The following is a 19,188-nucleotide window of genomic DNA, read 5'->3' on the forward strand; positions in this document are numbered from 1 at the left end:
CACCGGGGCCGGCCGGCAGGCGCTGACCGGTGGCCTCGGCGTGCGGGGCGACGGCCAGCGGGGCGCCCCGCCACAGCTCCAGCGCCTCGCGCAGCAGGGCCGCCGCCCGTGCGGGCTCGCCACCGGTCAGCGCCTGCCGGCCGGCCCCGGTGAGCTGCTCGAACCTGCGTGCGTCGACGTCCTGCGGGTCGGCGACCAGCCGGTATCCGGCCGGGTGGAACTCCACCAGATCCCTGCCCAGCGCCCGGCGCAGCCGGGACACCTGCGACTGCAGCGCGTTGGCCACGCCTTCGGGGGGACGGGGGCCGTACATGCCGTCCACGAGCTGATCGGCGCCGACGATGCGGCCGGCGTGCAGGGCGAGCAGCGTGAGGAGGGCGCGCACCCGGGGACCGCCGAGCGCGACCGGCCCGCCGTCGTCGTCCACCACGTGGGTGGGGCCCAGGATCTGGAAGCGCATGCCTCAATTATCGCGGCAACTGAGCGGCGATCTCGGAATATGTCGGTATGCGCGGTGCCGGCTCGTCCCGGATGGCGAGCACCGTGGCCACCCCCGCCCGCAGCGCGGCCCGGTAGAGCAGCGAACCGGTGCTCACCCTGGCCACGCCGGCCGCCGCGAGCCGGGCCAGCGAGGGGCCGCCGGGCTGGTGGAGCACGTTGAGGGGCAGCGGCGTGCTCGCGACGACCGCCGCGATCTCGCCGGGGTCGCTCAGGCCGGGCACGAAGATCCCGTCGGCGTGGCCGTAGGCGCGTACCCGCTCCAGCGTGTCGCCGGTCTTCAGCCAGTACGTGTCCGTACGCGCGTTGACGAACACCCCGTGCCCCTTGGCGGCCTCGATGATCCGCTGGTGCAGCCCGATCGGGCGCAGCGTGCCGTCGGGTCGGCCGTCCTCCAGGTTGACCCCCGCGACGCCGAGCCCCGCCAGGCACGCGACCAGGTCGGACACCTCGCCGGGATCGTCGCTGAAGCCGCCTTCCAGGTCCACGGTGACCAGTACGCCCAGGCCGCCGATCGTCTCGGCCAGCTCGATCGTCTCGGCCTTGGTGGCGCCGGCCGCGTCCGGCCTGCCGTGGACGGCGGCCACGCCCAGGCTGGTCGTGCCGATCGCCGGGAACCCGTGCGCGGCCAGGAACGCGGCCGAGCCGTAGTCCCAGGCGTTGGGCAGCAGCAGCGGGTCGCCGGGCCGGTGCAGGTCACGAAAGGTCTGGCCGGCCGTCATCCGAGCACCCCCTCCAGCACGCCGCCCGCCAGCGCGATCGCGTGGGCGGGAGCCGGGCAGGGCCGTACGCCGTGGCCGAAGGTCAGGTGTCGGGCCGGTCCGCCCCCGGGGTCGAAGCGGCCGGGGTCGAAGCGGCTGGTGTCGAAGCGGTCGGGCGCGGCGAACACGGCCGGGTCGCGATTGGCGGCCACCAGGTCGATCGTGACCTCCTCGCCCGTGCGGGTGTCCAGCCGGCGGGTGGCCCTGAGCGGCGGGTCCCCCCTGAGCGTCTCGTGCAGCAGCGCGTCGACGTCGTCGCCGGGCCGGGCGTGGCGCAGGGCGTTCTCGACGAGCGCCTCCGTGGCGGCGTGTCCCTGCAACAGCAGGGTGATCACCGGCAGCCCGGCCAGCTCCAGCAGCTCGGCGACGGCGGCGTCGGCCTGCGGGGTCTCCTCGCCCGACAGGTAACCGGCGGCGGCCACGGGCACGGCGCGGGTGTCCCCGACACCGAGTGCGGCTCCGAGCACGGCCGTGGGGACGCCTCGCCACGCGCCGTCCCGCTCCCGGGTCAGCGCCCTGGCCTCCCGGCGCAGGCGGGTGGGGGCGAGGCCGTCCAGCAGCGCGACCAGCTCGCGGCGGCGGCGCGCGTGCGCCTCGCCGGTGCTGAACCGCGACACGCGGGCACGCAGCCAGGCCAGCGTCCCCTCCGCGCCGTCCTGGCGTACGGGAGGCGGCACGTACCGGGGGTCGGCGAGCACCGCCTCGGCTTCTGCATGGCGTGTGACGAGCATGGGTTCACGCTAGGGCGGGGTCCTTTCGCCGGCGGTCGAAGTGTGCCGGCAGGGTCGGGATCAGGCGGCCAGCCGCTGCCCGTCGGGCCGGTCGGGCTGTTCGGTCAGGTCGGGCCGGTCCGCCGTGGCGGGAGCGGGCCGGCTGCGGGCGGCCCTGCGGCCCGCGGCGATGGCCAGCGCCATGGCGATGAGCAGGCCCATCTCGGCGAGCACCACGGCGCGCTCCAGCAGCCCGTAGTAGGCGCCGCCGTTGATCAGCGGCGAGGTGAGGGTGGCCGGGTGGGAGGCCAGGTAGACGGCCAGCGCGACGGCGGACGACACGCTCATGGCCCGCACCGCGTTCCACCGGGGCGCCGGCCTGCGGCCACGGGCCAGGGTCCAGCCGGCGACCGGCAGCGAGGTGAAGACGACGGCCGCCGACCAGCGGTGGATCTCGCCGGACACCGAGCCGACCTGCGACGTCCCCGGGTCCGTGGGGAAGATCACGCTCATCGTCAGCCCGGCCGCCCCGGCCAGCAGCAGCACCCTGGTGGCCGCCGTACGCGCGGGGTCCGTGGCGGCCAGCCCGTACGCGAGACACAGGCACGCCCCCGCGAGCGCCAGCATCCCGACCACGACGGGCGCCAGCCCGCCGGAGACCAGTGCGTAGTCGCTGAGCAGTATCTGGCTGGGGAGTGCCACCTGCGCGTACGCGAGCGCCCCGGCCGACACCAGCGTGCCGGCGATCGTGCCCCAGACATATTGCCTGGGCATCATCGCACCACCTCCTGATAGATCCTCTCGAACCGGGCCAGCGACGACTGGTCGTCGTGGGTGAGCGCCAGCTCCCTGCTGGCCTTGCCGAGCCCGGCCCGCAGGTCGTCGTCGCCGAGTACGGCGATCAGGTGACGGGCCAGCGAGATCACGTCGCCCGGCTGGAACAGGTAACCGTTCCCCGCCACCAGGTGCGGCAGCGCCATCGCGTCGGCGGCCACCACGGGCAGGCCCGAGGCCATGGCCTCCAGCGTGGCGATGCTCTGCAGCTCGGCGACGCCCGGCATGGCGAACACGTCGGCCGCGGCGAGCGCCTGCGGCAGGTTCTCGTCGGCGACGAAGCCGAGGAAGAACACCCGGTCGCCGACGCCGATGCGCCTGGCCAGCCGCTCCAGCTCCTCGCGCTGGTTGCCCTTGCCGACGAGCGCCACCTGCGCGTCGGTCTCGTTGAGCACGAGCGGCAGCGCGCGGACCAGTTCGTCCAGGCGCTTCTCCTCGTCCAGGCGGCCGACGAACAGCACCGTGGGCCGGTCGGGCAGGTCGAACGCCTTGCGCGCCCACGACTTGGGCTCGGCGTGCGGGTGGAACCTGGTCAGGTCGATCCCGCAGGACACCGGCTCGACCTCACGCTCGAAGCCTTGGTCGGCCAGGAGCTTGGCGGCCAGCGGGGTCGGCGTGGTGATGTGGTCGGCCCGGTTGAAGATCCGGTTGAAGTCGCGCCAGGCCAGCCGCCCGGCCCTGGCCCGCAGCTTCTCCGGGATGTGGACGAACTGGAACAGGTTGTCGGGCATGAAGTGGTTGGTGGCCACGATCGGCACGCCGGCCCGGCGGGCGGCGGCCATGGCGGCCCGGCCGACCACGAAGTGTCCCTGGGTGTGCAGCACGTCGGGCCTGATGGCGGCCACCAGCCGGTCGAGCCGGGCGGGCACGGTGAACCGCATCGTCGGATGGACCAGGAGCGGCGCCGAGCGCAATCGGTGCACGACCACGCCGTCGATCACGTCGGCGCTGGCCGGGCCCGCCTCCGACGTGCACACCACGTGCACCTCGTTGCCCCGTGCGGCCAGGCCCGTGGCCAGGCGGTGGGTGAAGTAGGCGGCCCCGTTCACGTCGGGAGGGTAGGTGTCGGTCGAGATCAGGACTCGGCGGGGACGCTCGGGGGCTGGGGAGACGGCGGCGACGTCGGGGACGCGGTGCAGGGGCATGGCCATTTCGGTGAACTCCGGTCTTACGGTCGGCTTGGGGAGAGCCGCGAGCTGGGATGGAAGAGACGGGGAAGGCAGGGAAGGAGGGGAAGGCAGGGCAGGCGGAGAAGCGGTCAGGCGGGGTCGTGGCGGGCCTCCAGCGGGCTGGTCCGTGCCAGGGCGACGGTGCCGACGGCGGCCAGCAGCGCCGCCGCGACCGGCAGGACCCCGGTCGGGAGCGGTTCGCCCAGCAGCAGCGCGCCGAACGCCACCGCGGTCAGCGGGTCGGCGATCTGCAGCGAGGCGAAGGAGACGCCGAAGTGCCCGACGGCGTAGGCGCGCTGGAGCATCATCAGCGCCAGCAGGGCCGGGACCGGCAGCGCCAGCAGGTACCACCAGTTCCACGAGCCGTCCACCAGCACGCGCATGAGGGTCGCGGTGGCGCCGTACAGGACGCCGGAGGCGGTGGCCAGCAGGGCGGCCCGGCCCGTGGGGGAGGCCGCCGTCGAGCCGAGGAACAGCAGTGCCGCCGCGACGCCGGACACACCCAGCAGCGTGAGCACGCCGGTCGGGGCGAGGCCGGTGGGACCGTCGGACTCGGGCACCATCAGCACCAGGCCGATCAGCCCGGCCGCCACCAACGCGGCGGCGGCCAGTTCCCTGCGCGACGGCTTGCGGTGGTGCAGCGCGGCGGCGATGGGCAGCGCGAACAGCAGGCTGGCCACCCCCATCGGCTGGACCACGGTCAACGGGCCGAGCCCGAGCGCGACGATGTGCAGGCCGCCACCCGTCACGATGGACACGCCGCCGATCAGCCAGCGCGGCCTGCGGAGCAGGACGAGCAGCCCCGGCTTGGCGGATCCGGCCGCCTCGAACTGCTGCAGTGCGGCCCCGAGCGCGAAGAACAGCGAACCGACCAGGGCGATCACCGCGGCCAGCACAGTCATGCGCACTCCTTTCAGACGGATAGTTGCCAGGCAGGGTCAAACGGACGTGTCCGCTGGAAGACGTTCTGGGGAAGCCTGGGTGGCGCGACGCTTCCTGACCCACCGCACGATCTCCACCAGGGCGGTGACGGACACCGCGATCCCCAGGCCGAGCAGCAGTCCCTTGATCGGGTCGTTCTCGAAGGCCATCCCGCCGAAGAAGCCGATCAGACCGGAGTACACCGCCCACGAGCCGGCCGCGATCGCGTCGAAGAACGTGAACGAGCGCAGCGGGTAGCGCACCGCGCCCATGGTCAGCGTGGTCGCGGTCCGGCCCCCTGGGATGTACCTGGCCACGACCAGGACGAGCCCGCCGCGTTCATCCAGCGCACGCCGCGCCCAGACGAACGCCTTCTTCTCCCGGAGCCTGCCCCCCGACCGGTTGCCGATCAGATAGGAGATGTGGTCACCGGCGAACGCGCCCAGGGCCGCGACGGCGATGATCAGGGCCAGGTTCGTCTCGCCCGAGGCGGCGAAGACCGCCGCGGTGATCACGGCGGTCTCGGCGGGAACGATCGGGAAGAACCCGTCGAGCAGGGCCAGGCCGAACAGGGCGAGATACAACCAGGGCGACGACATCACCTCGTGAACCAGGTCGAGGATGGCGTGCGACATGAGCGTGTACTCCGATCGTTGGGGGCAGCCCACACAGCGTCTCGGTGCGGGGGGCCCGGGGACATCGGGGATGCCCCCGGGTCGAATGCGGTCCTTTCCCCTATGTGAGTCAGGGCCGCTACCCCTTGAAGGTAGAAACTCCGCAGGTCATGGCACATCGGACGATCGGTGGGCACCACCCCCTACTTTCGTCAGGGACGTGCTCGCGACCTCTGGTGGCAGCTTCGATCCAACCGGTTTTCGCAGGAGGAAACAGGAGAGGAGATAGGCGCTTTGGAGGTGGGGCTAGCCCTACCGCGACGGTGGCGGCGACACCACCCCGACTTTCGTCAAGGGTGGTGCCTGACCTGGGTGGGCATCCGTGCCCGAACGGGGCGGATAACGTCGGTGCGGTGAGGTCCCTGCGTCCGTTCCGCCGTGAGAGCCGCCGCCAGGTGGTCGGCGATCTGCTGCTCTGGGTCGCCCTCTGCGTCATGATCGGGGCCATGGGGCCCGATCCGTTCGTGGATCCGGTGGCGTTCTGCCTGGTGACCGTGTCCCGGTGGGTGCTCGCCGCGGCGGCCGTGCTGGTCGGGCGCCGACGGCCCCTGGTCGCGCTGGTGCTGCTGCTGCCGCTGGGGCCGTGGCGGTTCACCGAGGGGTTCGCCACGGTGGACCTGAGCTGGCTGCTGCCCCGGCGCAACGTGAAGATCCTGCCGCTGCTGCCGACGTCGCCGTTCATCGCCTGGTACGCCTACCTGACCGGGCGGCGGTTGACGAAGGTCTGGCCGCCGGCGGCCGCGTACTGCCTGATCTCGCTGGTCGGCGTGGGTGTGGTGCTGTACATGGGCGGCGACCTGGCCCTGTGGGTGTCCATGGTGACCGCGCTGATCGGCACCTACCTCGTGCCGTACCTGTTCGGCGTGCTGCGGCGTCGGCTGCTCCAGCAGCGGCGGCAGACCAGGCTGGCGGCCGAGGCGCAGGCGAGGCTGCGTGAGCGGGCCAGGATCGCGCGTGACATGCACGACTCTCTCGGCCACGACCTGGCCCTGATCGCGGTACGGGCCGCCGGGTTGGAGCTGGCTCCCGGGCTGGCGCCGGAGCAGGTCAGGGCGGCGGGGGAGCTGCGGACGGCGGCGGCGGACGCCACCGAGCGGCTGCGGCAGATCATCGGGCTGCTGCGCGAGGACTCCGACGCGCCGCCGCTCTCGCCGGTGGACGAGGAGGTGTCCGAGCTGGTGCGCAGGGCCGCCGACTCCGGCATGTCGATCAGTCTGGACGTGGCGCCGGGGCCGGTGTCCGGCCTGGCCCGCGCCGTGGTGCAGGAGGGGCTCACGAACGCGGCCAAACACGCGCCGGGGGCCGCCGTCGAGGTCGCGGTCTCGCCGCGCCGGATCCGCGTACGCAACGGGCCGCCCCGCTCCCGCCCCACCGCGCGGTCCGGCGGAATGGGGCTGGCGGGCCTGCGCGAGCGCGTACGGCTGGCCGGCGGCACCCTCGACGCCGGGCCGGTGGGCGACGGCTTCGAGCTGGCCGTGTCCCTCCCCGAGCCGACCCCGTGACGGTCAGGCGTGGGAGAGGTGCAGGCGGCGCAGCAGCCGCTTGAACGCGAGGACGGAGAACGTGATCGCCGTGCCGCTGATCACGGCCACCGCCGACGTCCGCAGCAGCATGTAGGTCTCCAGCGAACCGGCCAGCGACTCGTAGACGGCCAGGAAGATGCTGAGCGTGGAGTTCATCAGCAGCACGAACGCCCACAGCAGCGTGATCCTGGCGAAGAAGCGGCGTACCCGCTCGTGCTTGAGCACCGCGGAGGGCAGGTGGATGTAGTCGAGCGTGAGCTTCTGGACGAGCGGCCGGTTCAGCCGCACGGAGGCCAGGAAGGCCATGCCGATGCAGATCGTGCCCAGCTCCGGCTGGATGAAGAACCACATCCAGGTGCCGGTCCAGAACGCCACGGCCGCGCGTACGGTGATCGCGAACGCGGCCAGCCACATCGTGGCGGGCACCTTGATCCGCTTGACCAGCCGCCAGGCCACGCCGAGGTAGACCCAGGAGACGGTCAGGGCGAGGGCCCATTCGGGGCCGAGCACCACCAGGGCGAGGTAGAACACGGCCAGCGGGGCCACCACGGCCTCCAGCAGGCGGGGTGCCGCCTGACGGGCGAGCGCGGTGAGGCGTGGAAGGGTGACCGGAGGATGATTCAAGGCTGCTCCGCAGATAGGCCGACGGTCAGCGACTACCCGGGTGTCGGGGGGTCAGGCTTGCCAGACGGAGCGCTCGCTCTCTTGTGAACACCGTCCTGAGAACACCGTCCTGAGAACGCTGTTTTGAGAACACTGTCGATAAAGAGCTGTGTCTTGAGAGCGTCGTCGCCGTCGTCCCGGGAAGCACGCCGGTGGCCTACCGTACCCGAGGAGTGGTGCTGCGACTGCCTCCTTTGACGCGTTCCATCTGGCTCCACGAAAACAGTTGCGCCTTGAATGCGGGTTTCATCCGAGTGACGTGGTGGCGAGCTTCGCGCCGAATCCCACGAAAACCGCGCCGACGCCCGAGGTCAGCCCGGCGCTGAGCCGGCGGTGGCGGCGGAACCGGTCGGCCAGGAAGGTGCCCCCGAAGATCAGCGCGGTCAGGTAGAGGAGGCTGAAGATCTGGATGACCGCCCCCAGGATGAGGAACGACAGCGCGGGGGAGGCGTACCCCGGGTCCACGAACGAGACGAAGAACGAGACGAAGAACAGGATCGCCTTCGGGTTGAGCAGGCTGATCGTCAGGGCCTTGCGGAACGGGCGTAGCTCCGCCCCGGCCGCCGGTGGTTCCTCCGGCGTCGCCGACAGTTCGGCGCGCCGGCTCTTCCAGGCGCCGCGGATCATCTGGAAGCCGATCCACGCCAGGTAGCCGGCGCCGGCGTACTTGACGATCGTGAACAGCGTCGGGTTGGAGCGCAGGAGCGAGGCCGCCCCTGCGGCGCTGAGCACCATCAGCACGGTGTCGCCGACGAAGACGCCCGCCGCGGCCCGGTAGCCCCGCCGTACGCCGTGCCGGGCGGCGAAGGTGAGGACGTACAGGGAGTTGGGGCCGGGGAGGAGGATGATCAGAAAGGCGCCGATGACGTAGGCCCAGAGGTCGATGATGCCGAAGAACATGCCGCGTGCTCCTGGAATAACTGGTGACATGTCACGGTATCTCGTGCTCAGCCGTTGGGGGCGTACCAGATTCCCCCGTACGCCTGCCGGTGCCCGAGCGCCCGGTACGCCGCGTCGACCAGGGCCCGCCCCCGCGGGTTGACGCCGAGCCCGGAGCCCTGCTTGTTCATCGTGTACGCGAAGGCCAGCGCGAAATGCGTCGGCGCGAGCAGCACCGCGTCCGGACCCGCGGAGGCGGTCTGCGACATGAGGGCCAGGTGCTCGCGGCTCACCAGGCCGTCGCCGCCCAGCGACAGCGGGCGGTACATGCCCGCCAGGCCCCGCGCGTTGGTGATCGCCCAGAACGGCTTCTGCTCGGCCAGCGTGGTGGCCATCAGCTTCCAGTCATAGAAGGCGTCCGGCGGCAGCGGCTCGCGCAGCGCGGGCTGCCCGGCCTGGTGGGCGAGCAGGTGCCGGACGAGCGTGGCGTCCTTGCCGCGCGCGCCGTACTCGGGCCAGTAGCGTACGACCGGGGCGTCGAGGTCGAGGTCGCCGCGCGCGGCGAGCAGGTGGGCGCACAGGGCGGTCAGACCTTTGGTGCACGACCAGACGTGCCCGATCGTGCCAGCCGTTCAGGGGGTGCCGGGCGCGGCCCGGCCGCCCCACAGGTCGACGGCCACCTCCCCGTCGACGATCACGCACACCGACGCGCCCACCTCGCCGCGCTCCGCGAGGTTCGCCGCGAACTCCTCCGCGACCTGGGAGAACCGGAGTCACAGGTGCCGTGCACGGTCATTTCCCGAATCCATCACGAAACCCGCCGCCCGTAAACGATGATTTCCCGCGCTGAGGATGGTCCGACAGGCAGACGGGAAAGGAGCACGAGATGGATCTCGGAATCGGTCTCCCCACGACGGGACGCGACGCCGACCCTGAGCGGATCGCCCGGGTGGCGCAGGACGCGGAACGCGCGGGCCTCGGGGCGGTCTGGACGTTCGAACGGCTGCTGCGCCCCGCCCAGGCGCGGATGCTGGGCATGGACCAGCCCGTGTCGCTGCCCGACTCCAACGCCTCCGTGTACGACCCGCTGGAGACGCTGGCCTACGTCGCGGCGAAGACCAGCACCATCCGCCTGGGCACCAGCGTCGTCGACGCGTTGTTCCACAGCCCCGTCGTGCTGGCCAAGCGGCTGGCCACGCTCGACCGGCTCAGCGGCGGCCGGACCATGATCGGGCTGGGTCAGGGCTGGATGGAGCAGGAGTTCGAGGCGGCCGGCGTGCCGGCGAAGCGGCGCGGGGCGGGCTTCGAGGAGCACCTGCGGGCCATGCGGGCGTGCTGGGGTCCCGACCCGGTGAGCTTCTCGGGCCGCTTCTACACCGTCCCCGAGTCGGACATCGGTCCCAAGCCGGCCGGGCTGACGCTGCTGGCGGGCGTGGCGGCTCCCGTGTCCGTCGAGCGGGCGGCGGCGCTCGGGATGGGGCTGACCATCGTGGTCTTCGCCTGGGAGCAGGTCGAGCTGACCCTGGAGGCGTACGGCAACGGGCCGGGGCCGCTGGTGCTCCAGGTGAACGGCCCGATCACGGACCGGCCGCTGGACGAGCGCATGCCGCTCACCGGCTCGCTCGAGCAGGTGGCCGAGGACCTGGAGCGGGCCCGGGCGCTGGGCGCCGACCACGTGTTCTGGCACCCGTTCGAGACCGGCCCCGAGGAACTGCTCGAACGCATCGGTCACACAATTACCTATTGACCCTGTAGGAAATTGGTTCTTTCCTGGAGAGATGACCCTCTGGACGCCGGACCCCACGTTCTATCCCTCTCCACGGGACGCCGCCGGCGCGCCCGCCGAGAAGCTGGCCTACGTCGCCGCGTTCGACCGGACCGCCACCCGTCCTGACGCGCTCGCCGTCATCGACACCGACCCGGACTCGCCCGCGTACGGCACGGTCGCTGGCTGGACCGACCTGCCCAACACCGGCGACGAACTGCACCACTTCGGCTGGAACGCGTGCAGCAGCGCCCTGTGCCCGAGCGCGCCCCACCCGCACGTCGAGCGGCGCTACCTCGTCGTGCCGGGGCTGCGCTCCTCGCGCATCCACATCTACGACACCAAAGACCGGATCAGCCCCGAACTGGTCAAGGTGATCGAACCGGAGACGCTGGCCAGGCGGGCCGGCTACTCGCGCCCGCACACCGTGCACTGCGGCCCCGACGGGCTGTACGTGTCCGCGCTCGGAGGCGCCGACGGCCAGGAGGGGCCGGGCGGGATCGCGGTGCTCGACCACACCTCCTTCGAGGTGCTGGGGCAGTGGGAGCTGGACCGGGGGCCGCAGTACCTCGCCTACGACTTCTGGTGGCACATCAACCAGGACGTGCTGGTCTCCTCCGAGTGGGGGACGCCGTCGATGATCGAGGACGGCGTCGTCGGGGAGCTGCTGCTCGGCCGCAAGTACGGCCACAAGCTGCACTTCTGGGACCTGCGCAAGCGTACGCACCTCCAGGAGGTGGACCTGGGCGACGAGCACCAGATGCCGCTGGAGCTGCGCCCGGCCCACGACCCGACCCGCCAGTACGGCTTCGTCGGGGTGGTCACCAGCGTCGAGGACCTGTCGGCCTCGGTCTGGCTCTGGTTCCACGAGGACGGCCGCTGGCAGGCGCGCAAGGTCATCTCCATCCCCGCGGAACCGGCCGCCGCCGACCGCCTGCCGCCGGTGCTGCAGCCCTTCGGCGCGGTGCCGCCGTTGGTGACCGACATCGCGCTGTCGGTGGACGACCGGCGCCTGTACGTGTCGTGCTGGGGCACCGGCGAGCTGAAGCAGTACGACGTGTCCGACCCGTTCAAGCCGGTGGAGCTGGGCTCGCTGCGGGTGGGCGGCATCGCCGGGCAGGCCCCGCACCCGGCCGAGCCCGGGCTCCCGCTGCGCGGCGGGCCGCAGATGGTCGAGGTCAGCCGCGACGGCCGCCGCGTCTACCTCACCAACTCCCTGTACGGCTCCTGGGACGACCAGTTCTACCCCGACGGGGTGGGCGCCTGGATGGCCAAGATCGACGCGGAGTCGTTCACCTTCGACACCCGCTTCTTCCCGCACGGGGACGCCTTCCGCGGCCTGCGTCCCCACCAGGTGCGACTGCAGGGCGGAGATGCCTCCTCCGACTCCTACTGCTACCCGTGACCCTGACCGCGGTGCTCCTGCTGGGCGCGTTCCACGGCCTGAACCCGGCCATGGGCTGGCTCTTCGCCGTCGCCCGCGGCCTCCAGGAGCGCAGCATGGACCGGCTGCTCCAGTCGATCCCGATGATCGCCCTGGGCCACCTCGCCTCGGTGGCCCTGGTGGCGGTCGTGGTCGCCGCCACCGGCTCGCTCGTCACGGGCACGGTGCTGTCGATCGGCGGCGGGGTGGTGCTGGTGGGCTTCGGCCTGTGGCGGCTGCTGTCGCGCCGCCACTTCCGCTGGGTGGGGATGCGGCTGTCGTTGTGGCAACTGGCGGGCTGGTCGTTCCTGATGTCGTCGGCGCACGGGGCGGGGCTGATGCTGCTGCCGGTCCTGACCGGCCTCGCCGCGGAGGGGGGCCACGCGGGCCACGCCGTCTCCGGAGGGCTGGGCGTGGCGGCCTACCACACGCTGGCCATGTTCACGGTGGCGCTGGTGATCGCGGTGGTGGTCTACAGGGTGGCCGGGCTGGCGGTGCTGCGGCGGGCCTGGTTCAACGTCGATCGCATGTGGGCGGCGGCGCTGGTGGCGGCCGGGGTTATCACGCTTGTCCAGGTCTGACCGCGGCCTCGCTCTCCGCCAGGGGCAGCACCCGGTGCGGCACCACGGTGGACAGCGTGATGACCGTGGTGCTGCGCCGTACGCCAGGGATCGCCAGCATCCGGTCGATGACCCGCTGGATGTGCTCGTGGTCGCGCCCCGCGATCCGGCACCACACGTCGCCGGGCCCGGTCACGATGTACGCCTCCAGCAGCTCCGGGATCGACCCCAGGGTCCTGGAGATGTGCTCGCGGGCCGCCTGCTCGACCTCCAGCGTGGTGAACGCCTGCACCGGGTGCCCGAGGGCGGCGGGGGAGAGGTTCGGGCCGAAGTCCGTGATCACGCCGTCGGCGGCCATGCGGTCCAGCCGGGCCTGTACGGTGCCGCGCGCCACCCCCAGCAGCCGCGCGATCTCCAGCAGGCCGCTGCGCGGGCGCTCGCCGACCAGGCGGAGGAGGTCGAGGTCGAGGCCGTCGAGACCGCGGCGGCGTGCTGGCATATTCGCCTCCAGAAGTCCGGTTTCGCTGTCAGATCGGCAGCATGCGGGGATGGGTGTTGTCAGATCCATCATCAGTGCCGACACTTCGGATCTTATGGAGCACCGGCATCCCTTCGTTCCCTACACGCCAGAACGTCACGAGCCCGCGGAGATGGTCAGGCGTGGCGAGGAGTTCCACCGGCTGGTGGAGCGGCGGCGCAGCGTACGGGCCTTCAGCGCGGAGCCGGTGCCGTACCGGTGCGTGGAGTTGGCCGTACGCGCCGCCAACACCGCGCCGTCGGGGGCGCATCAGCAGCCGTGGACGTTCGTGGTGATCGGCGACCCGGAGACCAGACGGCGGGTGCGCGAGGCGGCCGAGGCCGAGGAGCGGCAGAACTACGAGGGCGGCCGGCTGCCGCCCGAGTGGCGCGCGGCGCTGGAGCCGCTGGAGACCACCTCGGACAAGGGCTACCTGGAGGTGGCGCCCTGGCTGGTGGTGTGCTTCGCCGAGAAGTACGGCCTGACCCCCGAGGGCGAGAAGGTCCGCCACTACTACGTCAACGAGAGCGTCGGCATCGCCTGCGGGCTGTTCATCACCGCGCTGCACGTCATGGGCCTGTCGACGCTCACCCACACGCCGAACCCGATGGCCTTCCTGAGCGAGATCTGCCACCGCCCGCCCAACGAGCGGCCCTACATCCTCTTCCCGGTCGGGTACGCGGCCGACGGCGCCGAGGTGCCGGATCTGGCCAGGAAACCCGTGGAGGAGGCCCTGATCCGGCTGACCGGAACTTTGGGCCTTTCCTAGTCGGCGCGGCGTCTTCACTCTCAGTTCAGGCGCCGGTCAACCCCGATCCCGAGCGCCTGGGGAGGACGAGGTGAAACGCCGATTAGTCATCCTGCTCGCAGCCCTCAGCCTGGTCAGCCTGACCGGCATGACCGGTGCGGGCGCCACCGCCGAGCCGCCGCCGAACAAGCAGTATCGCGTGTCGGGCCCGGCGAACGCGCAGCAGCGCAGCGCGGTGGCGGCCACCGGAGCCGCCATCGAAGAGGTGGCCACGGACTCGGTGCTGGTCACGGCCACGGAAGCTGAGGTCTCCGCCATCAGGCGGCTCGGCTACCTGGTCGCGGAGGCGCCGCGCCCGACACCCCCGTCCGCCGGCGCCTTTGACTTCCCGCCGGCGGACTCGGGCTACCACAACTACGCCGAGATGACCGCGAACATCAACGCCCTGGTGGCGGCCCATCCGAACATCGTCAGCCAGACGACGTACGGCACGTCGTACGAGGGCAGGGCGCTGCGCCTGGTCAAGATCAGCGACAACGTTGGCACGGACGAGAGCGAACCCGAGGTGCTGTTCACCGCGCACCAGCACGCCCGCGAGCACCTCACGGTCGAGATGGCGCTGTACATCATGCACCTGCTCGCCGACAACTACGGCACCGACTCCCGGATCACCGACCTGGTGAACACCCGGGAGATCTGGATCATGCCGGACCTGAACCCGGACGGCGGCGAGTACGACATCGCCACCGGCTCCTACCGCTCGTGGCGCAAGAACCGCCAGCCCAACTCCGGATCGACGGCCGTCGGCACCGACATGAACCGCAACTGGGGCTACAACTGGGGCTGCTGCGGCGGCTCGTCGGGCACGACGTCCAGCGAGACCTACCGCGGCGCGAGCGCGGAGTCGGCGCCCGAGGTCAGGGCGGCGGCCAACTGGGTGCGCGGCCGGGTGGTCGGCGGCGTGCAGCAGATCAAGGCGCACATCGACTGGCACACCTACAGCGAGCTGATCCTGTGGCCCTACGGCTACACCTTCAACGACACCGCGCCCGGCCTGACCCAGGACGACCGCGACGCGCACGCCACCCTCGGCCAGAACATGGCCTCGACCAACAACTACACGCCCGAGCAGGCCAGCGACCTCTACATCACGGACGGCACGATCGACGACTGGCTGTGGGGCGTCTACAAGATCTTCAGCTTCACCTTCGAGATGTACCCGACCGGCTCCAGCCCGGGGTTCTACCCGCCGGACGAGCAGATCGTCCCGCAGACCACCCGCAACAGGGAAGCGGTCCTGCGCTTCCTGGAGTACTCCGACTGCGTCTACCGCATCATCGGCAAGGAGGCCCAGTACTGCGGCACCGGGAACCCGCCGGTGAGCGTCCACTCCGACACGTTCGAGACGGCCACGGGCTGGACCGTCAACCCGAACGGCACCGACACCGCGACCGCGGGCGCATGGGAGCGCGGCGACCCCGAGGCCACCACCTCCAGCGGCGCCAAGCAGCTCGGCACCACGGTCAGCGGCACGAACGGCCTGGTCACCGGCCGGTTGGCGGGCGCGGCGGCGGGCGACCACGACCTTGACGGCGGCGTCACCTCGATCCAGTCGCCGCCGATCACGCTGCCCTCGACGGGCGCGCTGAACCTGTCGCTGTCGTGGTATCTGGCGCACGGCTCGAACGCCTCCAGCGCCGACTACCTCCGGGTCCGGGTGGTCGGCAACACCACGACCACGGTGCTCAACCAGGCGGGGTCGGCCGTCAACCGCAACGGCTCGTGGGCCACGGCCACGGCGAGCCTGAACGCGTTCGCGGGCCAGACCGTCCGCATCCTCGTGGACGCGGCCGACGCCGGGGGCGCCTCGCTGGTCGAGGCGGGCGTCGACGACGTCAGGATCACCCAGCAACCGTAGGGCCCGGTCAGGCCGCACGGCGCGGTCCTGCCAAGGCTCTGCCCCGCGCCGCACGGGATTCCGGTCCCGTGCGGCGCGGCCATGTTTGGGTCTTGTAAGCGCCCGGTGTCAAAGCTACGATCGCGACAACTCTTAGGAAACTTTCCTAAAAGTAATCATCTATCCCACAGAACCTGACTGTCTCTGCAAGGTCACCCTCTCACACCGGTCCGCGCCGACATTCCCCCCAAGGCCCGCGTTTCACCTCCGCGGGCCGTGCCGTACGGCTTGCGCTCTCACCCCCCGGTGCAAGCCGTACGGCACGCACACCCCCCAAAGGAAGACCCGTGAGACTACGCGCGATTCTCCTGGTGCTCGCGACCCTCGCACTCGCCCTCCAGTCCCTGCCCGCCCAGGCCGCGGCGGCCACCGCGACCTTCGCCAAGGTCGCCGACTGGGGCTCCGGCTTCGAGGGCAGGGTCACGGTCACCAACGCCACCACCGCCCCCATGCCCTCCTGGAACGTGCAGTTCGACGTGCCGGCCGGCTTCAGCATCCCCTCCGCCTGGGACGCCGTCATGACGCGGAGCGGCCAGCACTACACCTTCACCCCTCCGACCTGGGCCTCCCCGCTCGCCCCCGGGGCCAGCGTGAGCTTCGGCTTCAACGGCGCCCCCGGCAACTTCCCCGGCATCACCGGCTGCACCCTCAACGGGGCCTCCTGCGGCGGCGGCTCCACGCCGGGCGTGCCCGGCGCCCCCGGCGCCGTCAGCGCCACCTCGACCGGCAACGCCATCACCCTCACCTGGGGCGCGTCGAGCGGCACGGTGACCGGCTACCGCGTCTACGAGGGCAGCGCCGTCAGGGCCACGGTCACCGGCACCACGGCGACCGTCGGAGGGCTCGGCTCCTGCGAGACCCACACCTACACGGTCAAGGCGTACAACGCCCAGGGCGAGTCGCCCGGCCAGGACGCCACCGCCACGACCACCGGCTGCACCGGCGGCGGGACCCTGCCCAGGCACTTCCTCACCGGCTACTGGCACAACTTCGTCAACCCCGCCGTCGAGCTCAAGCTCTCGGCCGTGCCCGACGAGTACGACCTGGTCGCGATCGCGTTCGGCGAGGCCACGGCCAACCCCGGCGAGGTCGTCTTCACCGTCGACCCCGGGCTCGCCACGGCCGTCGGCGGCTACACCGACGCCCAGTTCAGAGCCGACGTGCAGGCCCTGCACCAGCGCGGCAAGAAGGTGATCCTGTCCGTCGGCGGCGAGGCCGGCCGCGTGCAGGTCGCCAGCGCCGCGGCGGCCACCAGGTTCGCCGACACCGTGTACGCGCTCATGCAGAGCTACGGCTTCGACGGCGTGGACATCGACCTGGAGAACGGCCTCAACGCCACCTACATGGCCCAGGCGCTCAGGTCGCTGCGCGCCAAGGCCGGCGCCGACCTGATCATCACCATGGCCCCGCAGACCATCGACATGCAGTCGACCGGGATGGAGTACTTCAAGCTCGCCCTGTCCATCAAGGACATCCTCACCGTCGTCCACACGCAGTTCTACAACTCCGGCTCCATGCTCGGCTGCGACCAGGCCCAGGCGTACGGGCAGGGCTCGGTCAACTTCATGACCGCGCTGGCCTGCATCCAGCTCGAGAACGGCCTGCGCCCCGACCAGGTGGCGCTGGGCCTGCCCGCCGGGCCGGGCGCCGCGGGCGGCGGCGTCGTCGCGCCCTCCCTCGTCAACCAGGCACTCGACTGCCTGGCCAAGCGCACCAGTTGCGGGACCTTCGTGCCGCCGCGCGCCTACCCGGACATCCGGGGCGCGATGACCTGGTCCATCAACTGGGACGCGAGCAACAACTGGTCGTTCTCCAAGACCGTCAAGCCCCACCTCCAGGGAATGCCATGAGACTTCGCAGCAGACTCACCGCTCTGGCGGCCGGCCTGGCCCTCGCACTGACCGGCGCGGGCCTCGGCGCCGCCGCCCCCGCCGCGTACGGCGCGGTCCAGCAGCTGGCCGCCGCCTGGGCGCCGTGGACCGCGTACACCATCGGGACGGTCGTCACCTACAACGGCGTCGACTACGTGTGCCTTCAGGCGCACACCTCCCAGCCCGGCTGGGAGCCGTCGAACGTGCCCGCGCTCTGGAAGGTCAACAGCGGCGGCGCCGACACCACGGCCCCGTCGGCGCCCGGCGAACTCCGCTCGACCGGCGTCACCTCCAGCAGCGTCTCTCTGGCCTGGAACGCCTCCACCGACAACGTGGGCGTCACCGGCTACAACGTCTACCGCGGCGGGACCCTGGTGACGACGGTCACCGGGACGACCTACACCGACAGCGGCCGGGCGGCCAACACCAGCTACACCTACACCGTCAGGGCCCGCGACGCGGCCGGCAACCTGTCGGGCGACAGCAACTCCGTCACCGCCACCACCTCCGGCGGCACCGGCGCGCCCGGCCAGCCGGGAACCGTCACCGCGTCGGTCACCAACTCCAGCATCGCGCTGAGCTGGGGCGCCTCCAGCGGCACCGTGACCGGCTACCGCGTGTACGAGGGCACCGCCCAGCGGGCCCAGGTCACCGGCACCAGCGCCACCGTCTCGGGGCTCGGCGCGTGCACGACGCACACGTACACGGTCAGGGCGTACAACTCGGCGGGCGAGTCGGCCGGCCGGGACGTCACCGCCACCACCTCGGGCTGCAGCAGCACCACCAAGATGCCCGGCGCCCCCTACCTCTACATGGGCTGGGGCAACCCGCCGAACCCGGGCACGGTCATGGACGCGACCGGAGTGCGGTCGTTCACGATGGCGTTCATCCTGTCCAGCGGCGGCTGCACGCCCGCCTGGGACGGCAACCGGCCGCTGACCGGCGGCGCCGACCAGCAGGCGATCAACACGATCAAGTCGAAGGGCGGCAGCGTCCAGATCTCCTTCGGCGGCTGGTCGGGCAACAAGCTCGGCCCCAACTGCTCCACCCCGCAGGCGTTCGCGGGCGCGGTGCAGCAGGTCATCAACGCCGTCGGCCCGGCCGTCGTGGACTTCGACATCGAGAACACCGACGAGTTCGAGAACTACACCGTCCAGGACCGCATCCTGAACGCGCTCAAGATCGTCAAGCAGAACAACCCCAACGTCAAGGTCGTCGTCACCTTCGGCACCACGCGGACCGGCCCGAACGCCCACGGCATCCGGCTCATCAACCAGGCCAGGGCGCTCGCCGTGCCGATCGACAACTTCACCATCATGCCGTTCGACTTCGGCGGCTCCAACATGTACCAGGACACCGTCAACGCCTCCGAGGGCCTGAAGAACGCGCTGAAGACCGCCTACGGCTGGACCGACGCCCAGGCGTACGCCCACATGGGCATCTCCGGCATGAACGGCCTGTCCGACCAGCAGGAGCTGACCTCGCCCGCCACCTGGACCCAGATCCGCGACTGGGCCAACGCCAGAGGGCTGACCAGGCTCGCCTACTGGGCCGTCAACCGCGACCGCCCCTGCCCGGGCGGCGGCGTGACCTCCAACTGCAGCGGCATCGCCCAGGCCGACTGGGAGTTCACCCGCATCACCGCGGGCTTCTGACCCGCGGGCCGCCGTGAGCGGCCCGCTCTCACCACCCGGCCCGCCCCCGTCGAACGGGGG

The 19,188-nt window shown here is 71.6% G+C and carries 19 protein-coding genes; 8 read left to right on the forward strand and 11 right to left on the reverse strand.

The features are described 5' to 3' along the window. From ABD844_RS48600 to ABD844_RS48630, 7 genes are all read right to left on the reverse strand, one after another. Nucleotides 1–460, reverse strand: a 460-nt coding sequence (locus tag ABD844_RS48600) for an AfsR/SARP family transcriptional regulator (protein ID WP_344895450.1), incomplete at its 3' end; no start/stop codon positions are given. 7 nt (nucleotides 461–467) lie between these two features. Continuing rightward, nucleotides 468–1,220, reverse strand: coding sequence for an isocitrate lyase/PEP mutase family protein (locus ABD844_RS48605; protein WP_344895454.1), 753 nt, complete (start codon nucleotides 1,218–1,220; stop codon nucleotides 468–470). Next, nucleotides 1,217–1,990, reverse strand: a complete 774-nt coding sequence (locus tag ABD844_RS48610) for a cytochrome P450 (protein ID WP_344895458.1) — start codon at nucleotides 1,988–1,990, stop codon at nucleotides 1,217–1,219. Before ABD844_RS48610 ends, ABD844_RS48605 begins: the two co-directional genes overlap by 4 nt. A gap of 60 nt (nucleotides 1,991–2,050) precedes the next feature. Continuing rightward, nucleotides 2,051–2,746 carry a DUF998 domain-containing protein gene (locus ABD844_RS48615; RefSeq protein WP_344895461.1) on the reverse strand — a complete coding sequence of 232 codons (696 nt, stop codon included), beginning with the start codon at nucleotides 2,744–2,746 and terminating at the stop codon, nucleotides 2,051–2,053. Continuing rightward, nucleotides 2,743–3,954 carry a glycosyltransferase gene (locus ABD844_RS48620; protein WP_486348553.1) on the reverse strand — a complete coding sequence of 404 codons (1,212 nt, stop codon included), beginning with the start codon at nucleotides 3,952–3,954 and terminating at the stop codon, nucleotides 2,743–2,745. The genes ABD844_RS48615 and ABD844_RS48620 overlap by 4 nt, the downstream gene beginning before the upstream one ends. Nucleotides 3,955–4,061: 107 nt before the next feature. Continuing rightward, nucleotides 4,062–4,874, reverse strand: a complete 813-nt coding sequence (locus tag ABD844_RS48625; protein ID WP_344895467.1) for a DMT family transporter — start codon at nucleotides 4,872–4,874, stop codon at nucleotides 4,062–4,064. Nucleotides 4,875–4,910: 36 nt separating this feature from the next. After that, a complete protein-coding gene (locus ABD844_RS48630) occupies nucleotides 4,911–5,528 on the reverse strand; it encodes a DedA family protein (protein WP_344895471.1) in 618 nt (205 codons plus the stop codon). A gap of 392 nt (nucleotides 5,529–5,920) precedes the next feature. Between ABD844_RS48630 and ABD844_RS48635 the strand changes: the two genes are divergently transcribed. Further along, entirely contained in the window at nucleotides 5,921–7,069 is a 1,149-nt protein-coding gene (locus ABD844_RS48635; RefSeq protein WP_344895474.1) for a sensor histidine kinase, read from the forward strand. Between the two features lie 3 nt (nucleotides 7,070–7,072). Here ABD844_RS48635 and ABD844_RS48640 read toward each other — a convergent pair whose 3' ends face one another. The 3 genes from ABD844_RS48640 to ABD844_RS48650 all read right to left on the reverse strand — a co-directional run bounded on the left by ABD844_RS48640 (nucleotide 7,073) and on the right by ABD844_RS48650 (nucleotide 9,252). Then, nucleotides 7,073–7,714, reverse strand: a complete 642-nt coding sequence (locus ABD844_RS48640; RefSeq protein ID WP_344895477.1) for a VC0807 family protein — start codon at nucleotides 7,712–7,714, stop codon at nucleotides 7,073–7,075. A gap of 285 nt (nucleotides 7,715–7,999) precedes the next feature. Beyond that, nucleotides 8,000–8,653, reverse strand: coding sequence for a leucine efflux protein LeuE (gene leuE, locus ABD844_RS48645; RefSeq protein WP_344895480.1), 654 nt, complete (start codon nucleotides 8,651–8,653; stop codon nucleotides 8,000–8,002). Between the two features lie 47 nt (nucleotides 8,654–8,700). After that, a complete protein-coding gene (locus tag ABD844_RS48650) occupies nucleotides 8,701–9,252 on the reverse strand; it encodes a serine hydrolase domain-containing protein (protein ID WP_344895525.1) in 552 nt (183 codons plus the stop codon). Nucleotides 9,253–9,518: 266 nt separating this feature from the next. On the opposite strand from ABD844_RS48650, the gene ABD844_RS48655 reads away from it, so the two are divergent. The 3 genes from ABD844_RS48655 to ABD844_RS48665 are packed head-to-tail and all read left to right on the forward strand — an operon-like array spanning nucleotide 9,519 to nucleotide 12,401. Continuing rightward, nucleotides 9,519–10,379, forward strand: a complete 861-nt coding sequence (locus ABD844_RS48655; RefSeq protein WP_344895483.1) for a TIGR03619 family F420-dependent LLM class oxidoreductase — start codon at nucleotides 9,519–9,521, stop codon at nucleotides 10,377–10,379. 31 nt (nucleotides 10,380–10,410) lie between these two features. Continuing rightward, nucleotides 10,411–11,802 carry a selenium-binding protein SBP56-related protein gene (locus ABD844_RS48660; protein WP_344895486.1) on the forward strand — a complete coding sequence of 464 codons (1,392 nt, stop codon included), beginning with the start codon at nucleotides 10,411–10,413 and terminating at the stop codon, nucleotides 11,800–11,802. Further along, on the forward strand, nucleotides 11,799–12,401 hold the full coding sequence (locus tag ABD844_RS48665; protein ID WP_425568786.1) for a hypothetical protein: 603 nt from the start codon (nucleotides 11,799–11,801) through the stop codon (nucleotides 12,399–12,401). Before ABD844_RS48660 ends, ABD844_RS48665 begins: the two co-directional genes overlap by 4 nt. Here ABD844_RS48665 and ABD844_RS48670 read toward each other — a convergent pair. Next, nucleotides 12,382–12,879 (reverse strand): Lrp/AsnC family transcriptional regulator, encoded by a 498-nt coding sequence (locus tag ABD844_RS48670; protein WP_344895489.1) that lies wholly within the window; start codon nucleotides 12,877–12,879, stop codon nucleotides 12,382–12,384. The two genes, ABD844_RS48665 and ABD844_RS48670, sit on opposite strands and share 20 nt — an antisense overlap. A 151-nt stretch (nucleotides 12,880–13,030) precedes the next feature. On the opposite strand from ABD844_RS48670, the gene ABD844_RS48675 reads away from it, so the two are divergent. The 4 genes from ABD844_RS48675 to ABD844_RS48690 all read left to right on the forward strand — a co-directional run bounded on the left by ABD844_RS48675 (nucleotide 13,031) and on the right by ABD844_RS48690 (nucleotide 19,128). Beyond that, nucleotides 13,031–13,666, forward strand: coding sequence for a nitroreductase family protein (locus ABD844_RS48675; RefSeq protein WP_344895492.1), 636 nt, complete (start codon nucleotides 13,031–13,033; stop codon nucleotides 13,664–13,666). 70 nt (nucleotides 13,667–13,736) lie between these two features. Next, nucleotides 13,737–15,563 carry a M14 family metallopeptidase gene (locus ABD844_RS48680; protein ID WP_344895495.1) on the forward strand — a complete coding sequence of 609 codons (1,827 nt, stop codon included), beginning with the start codon at nucleotides 13,737–13,739 and terminating at the stop codon, nucleotides 15,561–15,563. A gap of 326 nt (nucleotides 15,564–15,889) precedes the next feature. Further along, a complete protein-coding gene (locus ABD844_RS48685) occupies nucleotides 15,890–17,452 on the forward strand; it encodes a chitinase (RefSeq protein ID WP_344895499.1) in 1,563 nt (520 codons plus the stop codon). Then, the gene (locus ABD844_RS48690) at nucleotides 17,449–19,128 is read left to right on the forward strand and encodes a fibronectin type III domain-containing protein (RefSeq protein WP_344895502.1); all 1,680 of its coding nucleotides are present in this window, start codon (nucleotides 17,449–17,451) and stop codon (nucleotides 19,126–19,128) included. The genes ABD844_RS48685 and ABD844_RS48690 overlap by 4 nt, the downstream gene beginning before the upstream one ends. The last annotated feature ends 60 nt before the right edge of the window (nucleotides 19,129–19,188 follow it).

The organism is Nonomuraea antimicrobica (assembly GCF_039536965.1).
GTDB lineage: Bacteria > Actinomycetota > Actinomycetes > Streptosporangiales > Streptosporangiaceae > Nonomuraea > Nonomuraea antimicrobica.

What these genes read in the sequence shown, in the direction of transcription:
- ABD844_RS48605 (WP_344895454.1), bottom strand. Translation starts at nt 1,220, where the DNA reads ATGACGGCCGGCCAGACCTTTCGTGACCTGCACCGGCCCGGCGACCCG.
- ABD844_RS48610 (WP_344895458.1), bottom strand. Translation starts at nt 1,990, where the DNA reads ATGCTCGTCACACGCCATGCAGAAGCCGAGGCGGTGCTCGCCGACCCC.
- ABD844_RS48615 (WP_344895461.1), bottom strand. Translation starts at nt 2,746, where the DNA reads ATGATGCCCAGGCAATATGTCTGGGGCACGATCGCCGGCACGCTGGTG.
- ABD844_RS48620 (WP_486348553.1), bottom strand. Translation starts at nt 3,954, where the DNA reads ATGGCCATGCCCCTGCACCGCGTCCCCGACGTCGCCGCCGTCTCCCCA.
- ABD844_RS48625 (WP_344895467.1), bottom strand. Translation starts at nt 4,874, where the DNA reads ATGACTGTGCTGGCCGCGGTGATCGCCCTGGTCGGTTCGCTGTTCTTC.
- ABD844_RS48630 (WP_344895471.1), bottom strand. Translation starts at nt 5,528, where the DNA reads ATGTCGCACGCCATCCTCGACCTGGTTCACGAGGTGATGTCGTCGCCC.
- leuE (WP_344895480.1), bottom strand. Translation starts at nt 8,653, where the DNA reads ATGTTCTTCGGCATCATCGACCTCTGGGCCTACGTCATCGGCGCCTTT.
- ABD844_RS48655 (WP_344895483.1), top strand. Translation starts at nt 9,519, where the DNA reads ATGGATCTCGGAATCGGTCTCCCCACGACGGGACGCGACGCCGACCCT.
- ABD844_RS48660 (WP_344895486.1), top strand. Translation starts at nt 10,411, where the DNA reads ATGACCCTCTGGACGCCGGACCCCACGTTCTATCCCTCTCCACGGGAC.
- ABD844_RS48670 (WP_344895489.1), bottom strand. Translation starts at nt 12,879, where the DNA reads ATGCCAGCACGCCGCCGCGGTCTCGACGGCCTCGACCTCGACCTCCTC.
- ABD844_RS48675 (WP_344895492.1), top strand. Translation starts at nt 13,031, where the DNA reads ATGGTCAGGCGTGGCGAGGAGTTCCACCGGCTGGTGGAGCGGCGGCGC.
- ABD844_RS48690 (WP_344895502.1), top strand. Translation starts at nt 17,449, where the DNA reads ATGAGACTTCGCAGCAGACTCACCGCTCTGGCGGCCGGCCTGGCCCTC.